Annotated in this window: 10 protein-coding genes; 3 read left to right on the forward strand and 7 right to left on the reverse strand. The window is 65.1% G+C overall.

Features of this window, described 5'->3' with window-relative positions; all coding sequences use genetic code 11:
• Together HD842_RS15360 and HD842_RS15365 are read right to left on the reverse strand one after the other, a co-directional pair.
• On the reverse strand, nucleotides 1–1,782 hold the full coding sequence (locus tag HD842_RS15360; protein WP_183555593.1) for a glycoside hydrolase family 16 protein: 1,782 nt from the start codon (nucleotides 1,780–1,782) through the stop codon (nucleotides 1–3).
• Nucleotides 1,783–2,020: 238 nt separating this feature from the next.
• Nucleotides 2,021–2,770 (reverse strand): SDR family NAD(P)-dependent oxidoreductase, encoded by a 750-nt coding sequence (locus HD842_RS15365; protein ID WP_183555594.1) that lies wholly within the window; start codon nucleotides 2,768–2,770, stop codon nucleotides 2,021–2,023.
• A gap of 157 nt (nucleotides 2,771–2,927) precedes the next feature.
• On the opposite strand from HD842_RS15365, the gene HD842_RS15370 reads away from it, so the two are divergent.
• Nucleotides 2,928–3,854 (forward strand): AraC family transcriptional regulator, encoded by a 927-nt coding sequence (locus tag HD842_RS15370; protein WP_229424781.1) that lies wholly within the window; start codon nucleotides 2,928–2,930, stop codon nucleotides 3,852–3,854.
• Here the strand turns inward: HD842_RS15370 and HD842_RS15375 are convergent.
• The gene (locus HD842_RS15375; RefSeq protein ID WP_229424782.1) at nucleotides 3,851–4,348 is read right to left on the reverse strand and encodes a gluconokinase; all 498 of its coding nucleotides are present in this window, start codon (nucleotides 4,346–4,348) and stop codon (nucleotides 3,851–3,853) included. The two genes, HD842_RS15370 and HD842_RS15375, sit on opposite strands and share 4 nt — an antisense overlap.
• Before the next feature lie 264 nt (nucleotides 4,349–4,612).
• Between HD842_RS15375 and cynS the strand changes: the two genes are divergently transcribed.
• Nucleotides 4,613–5,062: a cyanase gene (gene cynS, locus HD842_RS15380; protein ID WP_183555596.1), complete on the forward strand. Its 450-nt coding sequence runs from the start codon at nucleotides 4,613–4,615 to the stop codon at nucleotides 5,060–5,062.
• A gap of 6 nt (nucleotides 5,063–5,068) precedes the next feature.
• On the opposite strand, the gene HD842_RS15385 is transcribed toward cynS, so the two are convergent.
• Together HD842_RS15385 and HD842_RS15390 are read right to left on the reverse strand one after the other, a co-directional pair.
• Nucleotides 5,069–6,103 (reverse strand): LacI family DNA-binding transcriptional regulator, encoded by a 1,035-nt coding sequence (locus HD842_RS15385; protein ID WP_183555597.1) that lies wholly within the window; start codon nucleotides 6,101–6,103, stop codon nucleotides 5,069–5,071.
• Nucleotides 6,104–6,193: 90 nt separating this feature from the next.
• Entirely contained in the window at nucleotides 6,194–9,385 is a 3,192-nt protein-coding gene (locus tag HD842_RS15390; RefSeq protein ID WP_183555598.1) for an error-prone DNA polymerase, read from the reverse strand.
• Nucleotides 9,386–9,593: 208 nt separating this feature from the next.
• Here HD842_RS15390 and HD842_RS15395 point away from each other — a divergent pair, with 208 nt between their 5' ends.
• Entirely contained in the window at nucleotides 9,594–11,999 is a 2,406-nt protein-coding gene (locus HD842_RS15395; RefSeq protein ID WP_183555599.1) for a TonB-dependent receptor plug domain-containing protein, read from the forward strand.
• A 57-nt stretch (nucleotides 12,000–12,056) separates the two neighbouring features.
• On the opposite strand, the gene HD842_RS15400 is transcribed toward HD842_RS15395, so the two are convergent.
• On the reverse strand, nucleotides 12,057–12,641 hold the full coding sequence (locus tag HD842_RS15400) for a PEP-CTERM sorting domain-containing protein (protein WP_183555600.1): 585 nt from the start codon (nucleotides 12,639–12,641) through the stop codon (nucleotides 12,057–12,059).
• A 31-nt stretch (nucleotides 12,642–12,672) separates the two neighbouring features.
• Entirely contained in the window at nucleotides 12,673–14,967 is a 2,295-nt protein-coding gene (locus HD842_RS24380) for a family 43 glycosylhydrolase (protein WP_183555601.1), read from the reverse strand.
• Between the last annotated feature and the right edge of the window lie 265 nt (nucleotides 14,968–15,232).

The raw sequence follows: 15,232 nt of genomic DNA on the forward strand, positions 1-15,232 counted from the left end.
TCACTGCATCGTGTAGGTCTGCTGCGCCGTATCGACGGCAGCGTTGCGCGCCGCGTCCCAGTACGTGAAGGTGTAGCGCACCACGTTGCCGATCGCCAGACCGCCTGCCGTGAACGTGTTCACGCCATTGGCCAGCTGCATGCGCACGTTCTGCTGCGCGCCGTTGTTGACCGTGTAGTGCACGTCGGCCCAGCTGCCGGTGGTGGTGCGGAACTGCAGCATCGTCGACGACGTCTGGCTCACCGACGTCGGCCCGGTCTGCACTGGCGGCGTCGTAGTGCCGCCACCGCCCGACTCCCAGACGATATCGTCAAGCGCGAACTGGAAGCTGGATGTGGGCAGGCTGCCGTCGATACTCGAGATCATGAAGATGTCGTACAGGGACTGCGCCGCCACCAGGGGCCCGAGCAGCGTCGAGACGGGAATCGACGCCTGCGCCCACTGCCCGTTGCGCACGAGCCCATAGGCGGTGGTGTTGGCCGGGAAGTTCACCCAGTTCTGGTTGGTGAACGTGTCGCCCACACCGATCCGGAAGCCCACGTTGGCCGGAATCTTGATGCGGAACTTGACCGTGCCATTGGTGCGGTAGTTCGACAGGTCGCGCACCTGGCGCGCCTGGATGCCGCCGCCGAACCACTGGCCCGGCGCCGTGTAGTTCCAGGCGATGACGTTGCTGCCTTCGTACGGCGCCGTGTTGCCGGCGCCGCTGGACGCTGCATTCCACAGGAAGATATCGGAACTGGTGCCCGCCACCAGCTTGGCATTGACCGCCGTGTTATCGGTAAAGATGCCGAACTTGCCCGCTACTTCGGGCGCGCTCTGGTTGCCCAGCTTGACCTGCCCCTTGCCATCGAGCTGGTACACGCGCACGTAGTCGACATACATCGTGCCCGGCAGCGGCGCCGTGACCTGGCTGGCATTGGCCGCATCGGTGAAGTTGCCGCCCACGGCCATGTTCAGCAGCAGGTAGAACGGCGCCTGCAGCGCGCTCGAATTGACCGGCAGCGGCGCGTTGTACAGATTGTGCTCGACGCCGTTGTCGACGACCGAGAAGCGCATTTCGCTCTCGGTCCAGTAGAAGCGGTAGGTGACGAAACGGTTGGCCAGCGACGTGGTCGGCACGTGCCAGTTATCGGTCTGCCACGCGGTCGATGCGGCGCAGCTCTCGTTGCCGGACACGCAGGCGGCCTGCTGCCAGGTGATCACGTTGGCGCCGACGAAATGGTTCGACGACGGCGCCCCGCCCTCGGCCCGCACCGCGGCCTTGTGCCCCATCTCCATCATGTCGATCTCGCCGTTGCGCGGCCAGGTCTGCGGACTCACGCCCAGCAGCCAGGCAGCGGGCCACAGGCCGGTGCCAAGGTTCGGCGTGGCCATGCGCACCTCGATCATCCCGTACTGCACCTGCACCTTGTTGCGCGAGTCGAGCCGCGCCGATGTGAACAGATTGCTGCCCACGGTCTGGCTGCGTGCCTGGATCGCCAGCGCGCGCGTGCCCGATTCGAACGGCACGTTGGCGATGGTGGCGTTGTTGGGACTGTAGTACTGCAGCTCGGCATTGCCATAGCCGCACAGGCCGATCTGGCAACCATTCCCGTCCTGCAGGTTCCAGACGCCCGTATTCACGCTGGTACCATTGAATTCTTCGGACCATAGCAGCTGGCCGATGACGGGATTGGTGACGCTGGCGATTGCCTGCGTACTGCATGCCAGCGCAAGGCCGGCGACGAGCAGCTGGAACGGCTTCCATCTGGAGCGGGGTTGCTGGGGTAGATGACTCACGTTGACTCCTCTTTTCTCACGACAAGAAAATGTGGCCGTGCCGGATTGCCGTGCCACACGCCGCCAACTTTGCGTTGGTCTCGAATGGTTTTGGTGCCGAATACCGGATTGGAAACGTTTCCATACTCGTGTGAAAAATATAGTCCGATTTTGGTGGAGCGTCAAACACATCTGCATGTCGCGCATCGGTTTATCCGATACGCATATATCGCTTTACCTTGCGCTGGCGAGGCAGTGCCTAGTAGCCCACACCGCGCACGCCGCCGGCGGCGCGCAGCGATTCACCGGTGACCCAGTGCGCGTCGCTTGAAGCCAGGAACACGGCCACCGGCGCGATGTCTTCCGGCTCGCCGAAGCGGCCGAGCGGCGTCCCGGCAATCAGCATCTTGCCGAAATCACCGTCAAAGTTGCCGGCGGTGGCGGGCGTGTTCGTGTGGCCCGGCAGGATGGCATTGACGCGGATGCCGCGCGGTCCCAGTTCACGCGCCAGCGCGAACGTCAGCGTATCGACGGCGCCCTTGGTGGCCGCATAGACGCTCGACGCCAAATACGGGTCGGTGCTCAGGATCGAGCTGATGTTGATGATGCTGCCGCCATCCTTGAACACCTTGAGTGCTTCGCGAATCGCCAGGAAGTAGCCAAGCACGTTGACATTGAACTGCTTGTGGAACGCGTCCTCGGTCATCTCGGCCACCATCTCGAAGACGGCCACGCCGGCATTGTTGACGAGGATGTCGAGCGTGCCGTAATCGGCCTTCACGCGCTCGAACAGGTTCGCTACGTCGGCTACCTTGCTCATGTCGGCCTGTAGCGCGACTGCCTTGCCGCCGGCTGCCTCGATCGAGGCGACCACCGCATCGGCACCCGCCTTGCTGCTGGCGTAGTTCACGATGACGGTGGCGCCCTGTGCGCCGAATGCGCGGGCAATGCCGGCGCCGATGCCGCTCGATGCGCCGGTGACGACGGCGATTTTGTTGGTCAGTTTCATGGTGTGTCCTTGGTCGATGTGTCCCGAAGCCCAATGGCTCCGGCGACCAGGACGATGCTACGCAGGCGCGGCGTGCACCGCATGCCGGTTCTTCGCGCATGCTTGCCTATTCTTCTCAAAGCCCGTTGCGCCGGCGTGGCCGGTGCTATATTCGGGCATGGATAAAGCGATCACCGATGCGACAGGCGAAGCAGGCAACGTATCGATGGATGCGCTGCGCGCCATTGCAATGAGCGCGGGCGACACCTGGACCGCGACCGGTCTGCCGCGGGTGGCGATGGTGCGCGCCGAAGCGTGTTCAAACCAGGTCTATGGCCCGATGCTGCACCTGGTGCTGCAAGGGTCAAAGAGCCTGTCCATCGGCGGCCAGGTCGTGCACATCGAAGCGCCCGGCTACTTCGTCGTGCCGGTGGCCTTGCCGGCGCTGGGCCAGGTCACCGCGCAATCAGGCACGGCGCCGTATCTCGCCGTGAGTCTGGCGCTGGACCCGGCCATTATTGCCGCCATGCTGGCCGACCTGCCCGCTGCCGGCAAGGTCCCGCATGGTGCCGACGTCGGCGTGGCGCAGGCGGGCCCGGATCTGATCGATGCCTGGCTGCGCATGATGCAGCTGGTCGCGCGGCCGGACGACGTGGCGATGATGGCGCCGCTGATCGAGCGCGAGATCCTGTTTCGCGTGCTCCAGGGGCCGCATGGCGATTTGCTGCGCCAGATCGCGCAGGCCGACAGCCGCCTGTCGCAGGTGCGCCGCGCGATCGACTGGATTCGCGAACACATGGCGCAGCCGCTGCGGGTCGGCCCCCTGGCGGCGCTGGCCGGGATGAGCGTCGCGGCCTTCTATCGCCACTTCAGGGCAGTCACCGCGATGACGCCGATCCAGTACCAGAAAAGCCTGCGCCTGTTGAAGGCGCGCCGGCTGCTGCTGTTCGAGCCGTTCGACGCGGCGTCGGTGGCATTCACGGTCGGCTACGAAAGTGCGTCGCAGTTCAGCCGCGAATACGCGCGCATGTTCGGCCTGCCGCCGATGCGCGACGTGGCCCGCTTCAGGACACCGGCGCAGAGCGCGCCGGCAGGCAGCGCCTAGGCGCGGGCGAGAATCTGCGCCACCAGCTGCGCTGGCGTATCGCGGATGTCGAGCGTAATGCCCGCTTCGTCCGGCTGCAGCGGTTCGAGCGTTGCCAGCTGGCTGTCGAGCAGCGATGGCGGCATATAGTGGCCAGGGCGATTGCTGACGCGCTCGGCCAGCAGGCTGCGCTCGCCGGCCAGGTGCACGAAGCGCACGTCGCCGCCGGCGCCCCGCAGCAGGTCACGGTAGCTGCGCTTGAGCGACGAGCATGACAGCACCGCCCCACCCTCGCGCCGCGCCAGCAGGTCGCGCAGCGTCACGAGCCAGTCGTGACGGTCGTCGTCGGTCAGCGGCGTACCGGCCGACATCCGGGCGATGTTCACGTCGGAGTGGTACGCATCGCCTTCGATGAATTCCACGCCGAGCTGGTTGCCCAGGCGCGCGCCGATCTGGCTCTTGCCGCAGCCGCTCACGCCCATGATGACCCAGGCCGTTCCCTTGTTATCGCTCATTGGTTCTGTCGTCATTGCCTCATGTTACCGCTAACAAACATACCGCGATTGTGCGCTCGCGGCCTGGAAATGTAAACCCGCTGGCCGTGCACCCATTTTGGGCGGTCGCGCCTACGCAGTGCGTAGTTCGCGGGCGTCGTGCTGCCGTCCTGCTGGCCTGGCGGCATGGTCCATCGGCTTCGCCGTCGACTTCGTGCATGGCACGCGCCTTGCTGAGGTAAAGCGTGACCACGTAGATTCCCACCACTTTCTGGAGCAGCCAACATGATTTCATGCCGTGAAGATGTCACCAAACTGATCGTATCCGCGAAAGTCCGCAAGGGCATCAAGTGGCGCGACGTGACCGAGGCCACGGGCCTGTCGAAGGAATGGACCACGGCCGCCTGCCTGGGCCAGATGACGCTGACCAAGCCGCAGGCCGAAGCGATCGGCAAGCTGTTCGAGCTGTCCGACGAAGCGATCGCCTGGCTGCAGATCGTGCCCTACAAAGGCTCGCTGCCGACGGCCGTGCCGACCGATCCGCTGATCTACCGCTGGTATGAACTGGTCAGCGTGTACGGCACCACGATCAAGGAACTGATCCACGAAGAATTCGGCGATGGCATCATGAGCGCGATCGATTTTTCGATGGACATCCAGCGCACCGAAGACCCGAAAGGCGACCGCGTGAACGTGGTTTTGTCGGGCAAATTCCTGCCCTATAAAACTTACTGATCCCGCTTACGCGCTCTCGCGGTCGCGCAGCGTGAAGCCAAGGTCGATGCGCCGCTCGGCCGGCTCTTCGCCCTTGATCACCTGCAGCAGGAGGCCCGCGGCTTCGAAGCCGATCTGGTAGCGCGGCGTGTCGACCGTCGTCAGTGACGGCATCATCCAGGCCGACGCGGGCAAGTCGTTGAAGCCGCATACCGCGATGTCCTGCGGGATGCGGATGCCTTGCCGCTGGCAGTGGAATACGGCGCCGTGGGCCAGGTCGTCGTTGCAGCAAAAGACGGCGTCGCAGTCGGGCCGCAGCGCCATCAGCTGCGCCATCAGGCCGGCGCCCAGCGCGATCGTCGAGCGTTCCGGCACCATCAACTCCAGGCCAGGATCGGCCAGGCCCGCCGCCGCCATCGCGGCGCGGTAGCCGTCGGCGCGGCGCAGCGTGCGCTCATCGAGCTGCGCGCCGATGAAGCCGATGCGTGTGTAGCCCTTGGCGATCAGGTGGCGCGTCATGGCCATGCCGGCCTCGTACTGCGAAAAGCCGACCGACAGCACGGCCGGGTCATCGGACAGGTCCATCATGGCCACCGCCGGCACCTTCGATGCCGCCAGCATCTTGGCCACGGCGGGGCTGCGCACCTGGCTCGAGAACAGGATGCCGTCGGGGTTCGACTGCAGATAGGTGCGCAGCAGCTTTTCTTCTTCGAGCTGCGAATAATAGGTATTGCCGATCAGGAGCTGGTACTGGCCGGGCGCGACGGCGTCGTGGATGCCTTCGAGGACGGCAGTGAACACGGCGTTCGACAGCGACGGCACCAGCACCACGATCACGTGCGACTGCGACGAGGCCAGCGCCCGCGCGGCGCGATTGGGCACGTAACCCAGCTCGGCCACGGCTTGCTCGACCTTGCTGCGCGTGGCGTCGGACACCAGCTTCGGCTGGCTCAGTGCGCGCGAGGCGGTCATGATCGACACCCCTGCCATGCCCGCGACCTGCTCGAGCGTCGCACGCCCCGTCCCCCTGCCCCGGCTTCGGCTTCGGCTTGTCTTGTCCATGCTGTTCCCGTGATATTTACGCAATGACCATTCTATCAATGCGGCGGCCTGCCGCTACAGGAAAGTTGGGGGCCAGAGGAAAAGCCGGGGTCAGCAGAAATCCCTGCTGCGCGTATCGAGCCCACCGAGCAGGTGCGACAGATCCACCAGCCGCTTGGCGACCAGGTGGCGCACCTCGCCCTCGCGCTGCCAGACGCCGTAGACCCCGAGCAGCGGCGCGCTTAGCACCTCGCGCCGCTGCTGCTCCACCAGCGACGGCCACACGATCACATTGACGTTGCCGGTTTCATCTTCCAGCGTCAGGAACAGCACGCCCTTGGCGGTGCCGGGCCGCTGGCGCACCGTCACCAGGCCACAGCCGCGCGCCAGTTGGCCGTTCTGGAAATCCATCAGCGTCGCTGCGGGCAGGAAGCGCTGCGCCAGCAGGCGCTCGCGCAGCAGTGCCAGCGGATGGCGGCCCAGCGTGAGGCCCTGCGCGCGGTAGTCGCCCACGATCTCTTCGCCTTCGCTCGGCGCCGCCAGCACCGGCGCTTCTTCGCGCGGCACGGTCGGGCGCAACAGATCCTTGTCGGGCGCGGCGCCGGATGCTTCCCACAACGCTTCGCGCCGGTGCCCCGCCAGCGATTGCAGTGCGCCGGCCGCCGCCAGCACCTGCAGGTCGCTGCGGTCCAGACCCGCGCGGCGCGCCAGGTCGGCCACATCGGCAAACGGCCGCACGGCGCGCGCCTGCTCGATGCGCTCGGCCGCATCGACCCTCATCCCCCGCTGCAGCGACAGGCCGAGGCGCACCGCCGGCTGGCGCGTGCGCTCGTGCGGATCGTATTCTTCCAGTGCCGAATCCCAGCCGCTGACGGCGACATCGACCGGCCGCACCTCGATGCCATGGCGGCGCGCGTCCTGCACCAGTTGCGACGGGCTGTAAAAGCCCATCGGTTGGCTGTTGAGCAGCGCGCACAGGAAGGCGGCCGGCTCGTGGCACTTGAGCCACGAACTGGCATACGCCAGCAGCGCGAAGCTGGCCGCGTGCGACTCGGGAAAACCGTATTCGCCGAAGCCCTGGATCTGGCTGAAGATCGCTTCTGCGAATTCCAGCGTGTAGCCGCGTTCGAGCATGCCCGTCGTGATGCGCTCGTAATAGTGTTCCAGCCCGCCCTTGCGCTTCCAGGCCGCCATCGCGCGGCGCAGCTGGTCGGCCTCGCCCGGCGTGAAGCCCGCACCCAGGATCGCCACCTGCATCACCTGCTCCTGGAAGATGGGCACGCCCAGCGTGCGCTCGAGCGCCACTTTCATTTCGGCGCTCGGATACACGACCGGCTCGAAGCCCTGACGGCGCCGCAGATAGGGATGGACCATGCCGCCCTGGATCGGGCCGGGGCGCACCACGGCCACCTCGATCACCAGATCATAGAAGACGCGCGGGCGCATCCGCGGCAGCATGCTCATTTGTGCGCGCGACTCGATCTGGAACACGCCCACCGTATCGGCCTGGCAGATCATGTCGTAGGTGGCCGTATCGTCGGCCGGGATGTCCTGCATCTCGAACACGTTGCCGTAGCGCTGGCCGACCAGTTCCAGCCCGCGCCGCATCATCGACAGCATGCCCAGCGCCAGCACGTCGACCTTCATCAGCCCCAGTTCTTCGAGATCGTTCTTGTCCCACTGGATGACGCTGCGGTCGGCCATCGCCGCGTTCTCGATCGGCACCAGGCGCGAGAGCTTGCCGCGCGCGATGACGAAACCGCCGGGATGCTGCGACAGATGGCGCGGGAAGTTCAGCAGCGATTGCGCAAGCGTGGCCCACTGGCGCGACAGCGGCGCCTCGGGATCCAGGCCGCTCTCGGCCAGGCGACCCAGCAGGTCGGCGCGGCTGTCGAACCAGTGGTGGGTCTTGGCCACCTTCTCGACGATACCAAGGTCGATGCCCAGCGCGCGGCCGCTGTCCCGCAGTGCGCTCTTGGGGCGGTAGCTGATCACCACCGCCGCCAGCGCCGCGCGATCGCGCCCGTATTTGTTGTAGATGTACTGGATGACTTCTTCGCGCCGCTGGTGCTCGAAATCGACGTCGATGTCGGGTGGCTCGTTGCGCTCGCGCGAAATGAAGCGCTCGAACAGCAGGCTGGCGCGGGCCGGATCGACCTCGGTGATGCCCAGGCAGTAGCAGACGGCCGAATTGGCGGCCGAGCCGCGGCCCTGGCACAGGATGTGCTGCGAGCGGGCAAAGCGCACGATGTCGTACACCGTCAAAAAGTAGTGCTCGTAGCGCATCTCGGCAATCAGCGCCAGCTCGTGCTCGATCTGCGCCTGCACCTTGGCCGGGATGCCGTCGCGAAAACGCCGGTGCGCGCCGATCCAGGTTTCGGCGCGCAAAAAACTCGCGGCCGTGTGGCCGGGCGGGACCACTTCGTCCGGGTATTCGTAGCGCAGTTCGTCGAGCGAGAACGTGCACAGGCGCGCCACGCGCACCGTTTCGGCCAGCACCTGGGGCGTGTACAGATTGGCCAGGCGCAGGCGCGAGCGCAGGTGCTGCTCGGCGTTCTGCGCCAGCCCGTAGCCGCAGTCGGCCACCGCCTTGTTCAGGCGCGTGGCGGTGAGCGTGTCCTGCAGCGGTTTGCGCGAGCGCACGTGCATGCACACGTGGCCGAGCGCCACGATCGGCAAGCCGTGCTGCCAGCCGACTTCTTCAACCGTGGCGCGGTGCGCATCGTCGAACGCGCGGTGCAGCGATGTGAGACCGAGCCAGGCGCGGCCCGGGAAGGTAGTCGCCATCCACGCCGCCTGCGCGTGCAGGCGGTCGACGTCCTGCGCCTCGTGCCCCGGATACGGCGGCAGCAGGATCGCCAGGCAATCGGGCATGTGGCGCAAGTGCGCGTTCTCCGGTGCCGGGTCGGCCAGGTCATCGGGGGTCAACAGGTACGTCCCCTTCTCGCTGCGCGTGCGCCCGAGCGTGATGAATTCGGACAGGTTGCCGTAGCCCTCGCGGTTCTGCGCCAGCAGGATCAGTGACGGCGCCGGGCTGCCATCGGGATTCTGCAAATGGAAGTGGGCGCCGATGATGAGCGGCAGGCCGGCCTCTTTTGCCTCGGCATGCGCGCGCACGACGCCGGCCAGCGAGCATTCGTCAGTGATCCCCAGCGCGAAGTACCCGAGCTGCACCGCGCGCAGGACCAGCTCCTCGGCATGCGACGCCCCTTGCAGGAACGAGAAGTTCGACAGGCAGAACAACTCGGCATACGGCGGCAGGGTCGTGGCTGCGGGGGGTTGGTTGGTCGGAGGCTGTGTCACGCCGGGCTCATGTCAAATGACAAATACTGTATAAAAACACAGTATAGCCGACCTTTTTGACAACAAGCGCGTTATTTACCGAAGGAAATTAATTATGCAAGCGACTTGATAATACAAAGTTATACAATCAGAACGTTGTGTTAATGCCACATTGCAACGGTAATCGAAGGATCCATTGATAGTATCCGAACATCCTTCGGAGAAACCAGTGCTCAAACTCAAAATCATGCCCCGTTCCGTGTTGGCCAGTCTGTATGGCAGCACCATTCTTGCTTCCCTTGCCCTCGTCCCTGGCGCCGTCCAGGCGCAGACCGTACCCGCCATCACCACTGACGCCGTCGTGCCAAGCGTGAGCGTCGTCGGCTCGCGCCGCGTCGGCGCTGCCTCCAGCACCGATACCCCGGTGGCGATCGACTTCATCCCGATGACGAAAGCGGCCGAACAAAGCGGCCAGTTCGACCTCGCGCAGGTACTGAGCAACCTGTCGCCGTCGTTCAACTCGACGCGCCAGACCGGCGCCGACGGCGCCGACCTGATCGACTCGGCCGCCCTGCGCGGCCTGGGTTCGGACCAGACCCTGGTGCTCGTCAACGGCAAGCGCCGCCACACGGTCGCGCTGGTGAACCTGTTCGGCGCGCGCAACCGCGGCAACACCGGCACCGACATGAACGGCATCCCCGTGATGGCGATCCGCGAAGTGCAGGTGCTGCGCGATGGCGCCGCCGCCCAATACGGCTCGGACGCGATTGCCGGCGTGATCAACATCGACCTGAAGAAAAGCCTGGGTTGCGAATCGGTGGCCGGCTACGGCCAGTACACCGAAGGCGATGGCGAGAACTGGCAAGCGTCGGCCTACTGCGGCGTGGCCCTCGGTGGCGGCGTGCTGGGCATCACCGGCGAATACTCGGACCGTGGCCGCTCGAACCGTTCGGAGCCCGGCAACCCGCGCATCATCGGCGACACCAAAGCCGACAACCAGACCATTTACCTGAACGGCGAATTCCCGGCCGGCGCGGGCGGCAAGTTCTACTTCACCGCCGGCGTGCAGCAGCGCGACGCGTCGTCGGCCGCCTTCGGCCGCGAAGGCCTGGGCTCAGAAGATATCCCGTCGCGCAATTCGGCCGCGATGTACCCGGACGGCTTCGTCCCGTTCATCAACGGCAAAGTCGATGACCGCTGGGGCACCGTCGGCTACCGCTGGACGGCCGGAGAATGGAATGCCGACCTGTCGCAGACCTACGGCTACAACCGCCTGAAGTACAACATCGCCAATACGCTCAACGCCTCGATCGCCAACCTCGATCTGCTTGGCGGCGGCCAGGGCCGCAGCGCCGACCGCTTCTACGCAGGCGCGTTCTCGTTCCGCCAGGCGACCACCAATGCCGACATCAGCCGCTTCTACAGCGACGTATTCAAGGGCATGAACGTTGCCTTCGGTCTGGAGCACCGCCGCGAGAACTACCAGATCTTCGCCGGCGAAGCCGGTTCGTACATCGACGCCGACGGCGTGGGCATCGGCGGCAATGCTGGCAGCCAGGGCTTCCCGGGCTTCCAGCCGGGCGACGAAACCGACACCGACCGTCACAGCAACGCGGCTTACGTCGACATCGAAACGGATCTCACCGACCGCCTCAAGATCCAGACCGCGCTGCGCTACGAGCGCTACTCGGACTTCGGCTCGACCACCACCGGCAAGCTCGCCGCCGCCTACCGCCTGGCACCGGACCTGCTGCTGCGCGGCTCGGCCAGCACTGGCTTCCGCGCCCCATCGCTGCAGCAGGCCTACTTCTCGTCGACCTTCACCGACTTCGTCAGCGGCCAGCCGCTGGACGTCGTGCTGGCGCCGAATGGTGGCCCGGTGGCCGCTGCCGCCGGCATCCCGCAACTGAAGGATGAAGAATCGAAGAGCTACACGCTGGGCCTGACCTGGTCGCCAACGCAGGCACTGTCGGTCACGGCCGACCTGTACCGCATCGACATCGATGACCGCATCGTGCTGTCGGGCCGCTTTGACGCCGACAACTACCCGGCGCTGGGCGCGACGCTGCAGCAGCTGGGCGTGGGCCAGGCGCAGTTCTTCGTCAACTCGGTCGACACCAAGACGCAGGGCCTGGACCTGACGGTCTCGCACCGCGCCAACGTGGCCGCGGGCCGCCTGACGACGTTCCTGGCCGCCAACTTCAGCAAGACCGAAGTGCAGCGCGTGAAAGCGCCAGCCGCACTGGCAGGCTTCGAAGACGTGCTGCTGTCCGAGCGCGAGCGCCTGTTCATTGAAGAAGGTGCGCCGCGCCGCAAGGCCACGCTGGGCTTCGACTACGTCCAGGGCAAGCTGGAAACGGCGCTGCGCGTGATCCACTTCGGTCCGCAGACGCTGGGCACGTTCTCGGGTCCACCGGTGCCGAACCAGAAGTACGAAGCCAAGACGTCGGCCGACTTGGCCTTCACGTGGGCCTTCACCGAGAAGACCCGCCTGACGGTCGGCGGCACCAACATCTTCGACGTCAAGCCAACCGTGCAGGATGCGAACGAGACCGACAACGGCTTCAAGTACGAGAGCGTGCAGTTCGGCCTGAATGGCGCGGCGCTGTTCGCGCGCCTGGCGCACCGCTTCTGATCTGATTTGATCGCGCGGTGAAACAACGGCCTGCAAGCGATTGCAGGCCGTTGTCGTTTACACCCGCTGCAGCGGCCTGCGCCTGCGCGCCGCCAGCCACCCCGCAGCAGCAATCCCGCATAGCGCCAGCGTCCCCGGCTCCGGTACCGTGTTCGGCGCCGTAGCGGATGCCGTGAAGGCGTCCATGGCCCACTGCGTGCCGCTGCTGTTGTAGATCGTGAGCGTGTCGATGCCGCGCCAACCGAGTTCGATCCACTGCGGCGCGAACGTGTCGATCCCGTACGACACGTCGGTCGCGAACAGCAGCTGGCCGGCACGGCTGCCCTCGAACGAAAGTTCCTGTTCATACCAGGCCGACGTGAAGAACGCGCCGATGAAGTCGAAGCCGGCCGCATTCGAGATCGTGACGGTGCCGCCCCCGTGGTTGAAGGCGACGTTGGCCGCCGAGACGACGCCGTTGGCAAAGCCGCTGTCGGGATAGGCATCGGCGCCGATGACGCCGGCGCCGGTCCAGTTGAAGCCCGCATAGCCGTCGGCGATGACCGCGGTCTCGCTGCTGGCCAGGTCGTCAAAACCAATGACGTCGGCGTGCGCACTCACGCAGCATGCCGCCAGCAGGAACGAAAGGATAGTGTGTTTCATAGGGTGCTCCTTGACATGAAAACGTGGCGGGTTACTGGCGCACGAGCGCCGCGATGTCGGCGTCGCTCAGCGCCGAGCCGTAGATGCGCAGATCGTCCATCGCGCCCCGGTATGGCGCGTCCCACCAGTTCACGCCCAGCGCAAACACGCCGCTGGTGCCGGTAAACACGTTGGGGAAGCCCGCGCCGCTAAATCGCTTGCTGCCGTCGACATACACGTTGACCGCGCCATTGCGCACGGTGAAGGCCACGTGCGACCAGCGGCCGACAGGGATCGTCATGCCAAGACCGGCGTCGTACCAGGCCGTACCCGACCACAGCATCGATGCGCCGCCCACGCCCCCATGGCCCATCGGCAGCAGGCTGACCCAGGATTCGGTCGTGCGCGCGCCAAAGAAGGTCGTGGAAAACGCCGTCAGTGCCGCCGGCTTGAGCCACAGCGCGACGCTGTAGTTCTGGCTCGCGATGAGGCCATTGGGCAGCCGCACGCCGCTCTCGCCGTTGAAGACGGCCGCCCTGCCCTTCACACCGGCCTCGAAGGCGATGCTGCCGCCTGGCGCGTCGATCCGGTTGCCGGTCACGCTGCCGGCGCCGAAGATGCCGTTCGCGTCGGCCAGGTTGCCATCGAAGGTGTAGTGGGCCAGCAGGCCGCCGGCCTTGCGCACGGTGACGACGAAGCTTTTGGTGACCACCGTATTGCCCTTGGCGATGCGCGCCGTGAGCGTGACATTGACGTCCCCGCTGGCCGGACTGGTGACCACCCCGGTGTTGCTGATGATGGCCGGATTGGACGACGTCCAGGTAATCACCGCGCCGCGCGTGCCGCGCGTGGGCAGCGCAAGATTGGCCGTGACGGCGCTCGTGTTGCCCAGGCTGAGTTCTGCGGCAACGGCATTGACCACCTGCGCCTCGGTGCGTGGCGGCAGCCGGCTGCCGAAGAGTGAAACGCCCTCGCGCGAGACCGCCGAGAAGGTCATCGCAGGGCTCTTGGCCGTTTCGTCCCAGCCGCTGATGAAGACGCCCTTGTACGGCGAGGCGCCGGGCAGGCGGATCTCGATCCCGTTGCTGCCGGTGAGCAGCCAACTGCCGCCCACGGCGCCCGTGATCGTGCCGTCGGCGTTGAGTGCGATGGACTGCGACTTCTTGATGGCGGCCGAGATGTCCTTGCCATGGTTGACCAGCATGTAGTCGCCCTGCACGAATTCGCGCCGCACGGCGCCCAGCGTCTCGCCCGTGTAGCGGCGCGGCGCGACGACCGGCCAGCCGTCCGCATTCATGAACAGTTGGTGCGTGCGAATTTCATGCTGCTCGCCGCGCTCGGGGAAACGCGCATGGAAGATCAGGAAGTGCTTGCCGCTGGCCGGATCGACATACGCCGAGTTGTGGCCGGGCGAAACATAACCGGTGCCGATGCCGGTGCCGGCGTCACCCAGGCTTCGCTCGAACAGGAAGCTGCCCATCAGCTTGACGCCGTAGGGCGCGATCGATGCGTCGTCGAACAGCGGCTTGGTGGGATCGGATCGGACAGCCGCCATGTCGTTGCCCTGCGCGTCGACGTACGGCCCGTCCGGATTGAGCGAGCGCGCGACACGCATATTGTAGCCACCGGTCGAATCCAGCCCGCCGAAGGACGTGAACAGGTAGTAGTGCGACGTGACTGGGCTGTACATCACGTAAGCGCCTTCGATGCGTGCGTGGTTGCCGCCCATCAGGCGCTTGCCGTAGCCCTGCCCCGGCAATGGCATGCCGGTCGAGGGATTGAGCGCCAGGATGAAAATCCCGCCCGAATACGAGCCGTACACCATCCACAGTTTGCCGGCGCGATCCGAAAAGACGTGCGGATCGACGGCATTCGGATGTTTCAGTGCGTCGTAGATCGTGCCGTCATGGCTGGGCTGGCCCCACATGCCCGATTTTAAAATGATGCCCTTGTCGACATAAGGACCTTCGATATTATTCGCTACCGCAATGCCCAATGCGGAACGTGGCGAATCGCCCTTGCAGGCGTTGTAATACATATAGAATTTTCCATCCGGCATACGCTTGACATCGGCCGCCCACAGTGTGGACGACTGCGCCCAGCTGAATGTTTCAGCCAGCTCGGTGAATACATTCGATGCGCCATTGAGAAATAATGGATTGCTTGCGGTGACACCGTCGCTGACCTGCTGCCATTTCATCAAATCACGCGATTTGGCAGCCGCCAGGTGCGAGCCGAACACATAAAACATGTCGTCCACCTTGATGACCGATGGGTCGTGCACGGCTGCATTCTGGAAAACGACCGGGGTGGGCGCGGCCTGGGCGGCGGCGAATGAAGGAAGCATGGCCGATGACAATACGGCCCATGTTCCAAATGAGGAAAGGGTGTGATGCACGCTGGTCTCCGTTATATTTATTTGAATGTGCATTCTGATGATCGAATGCTGGAAACGAGAATGCGATATTTTTAATGTGTTTGCAACCAGATTGCATACGCTTGTTCAGCGCGTTTCTTGAGATAAATATTTGCGATAACTTAAACAGTGAAATTGCTTATAAAACCGATTGAAAGAATATCGCAGCCATTTCTGCGATATGTTTTTTTCGCCA

Origin of the sequence: Massilia aurea, from assembly GCF_014200505.1 — a bacterium.
Lineage (GTDB): Bacteria > Pseudomonadota > Gammaproteobacteria > Burkholderiales > Burkholderiaceae_D > Telluria > Telluria aurea_B.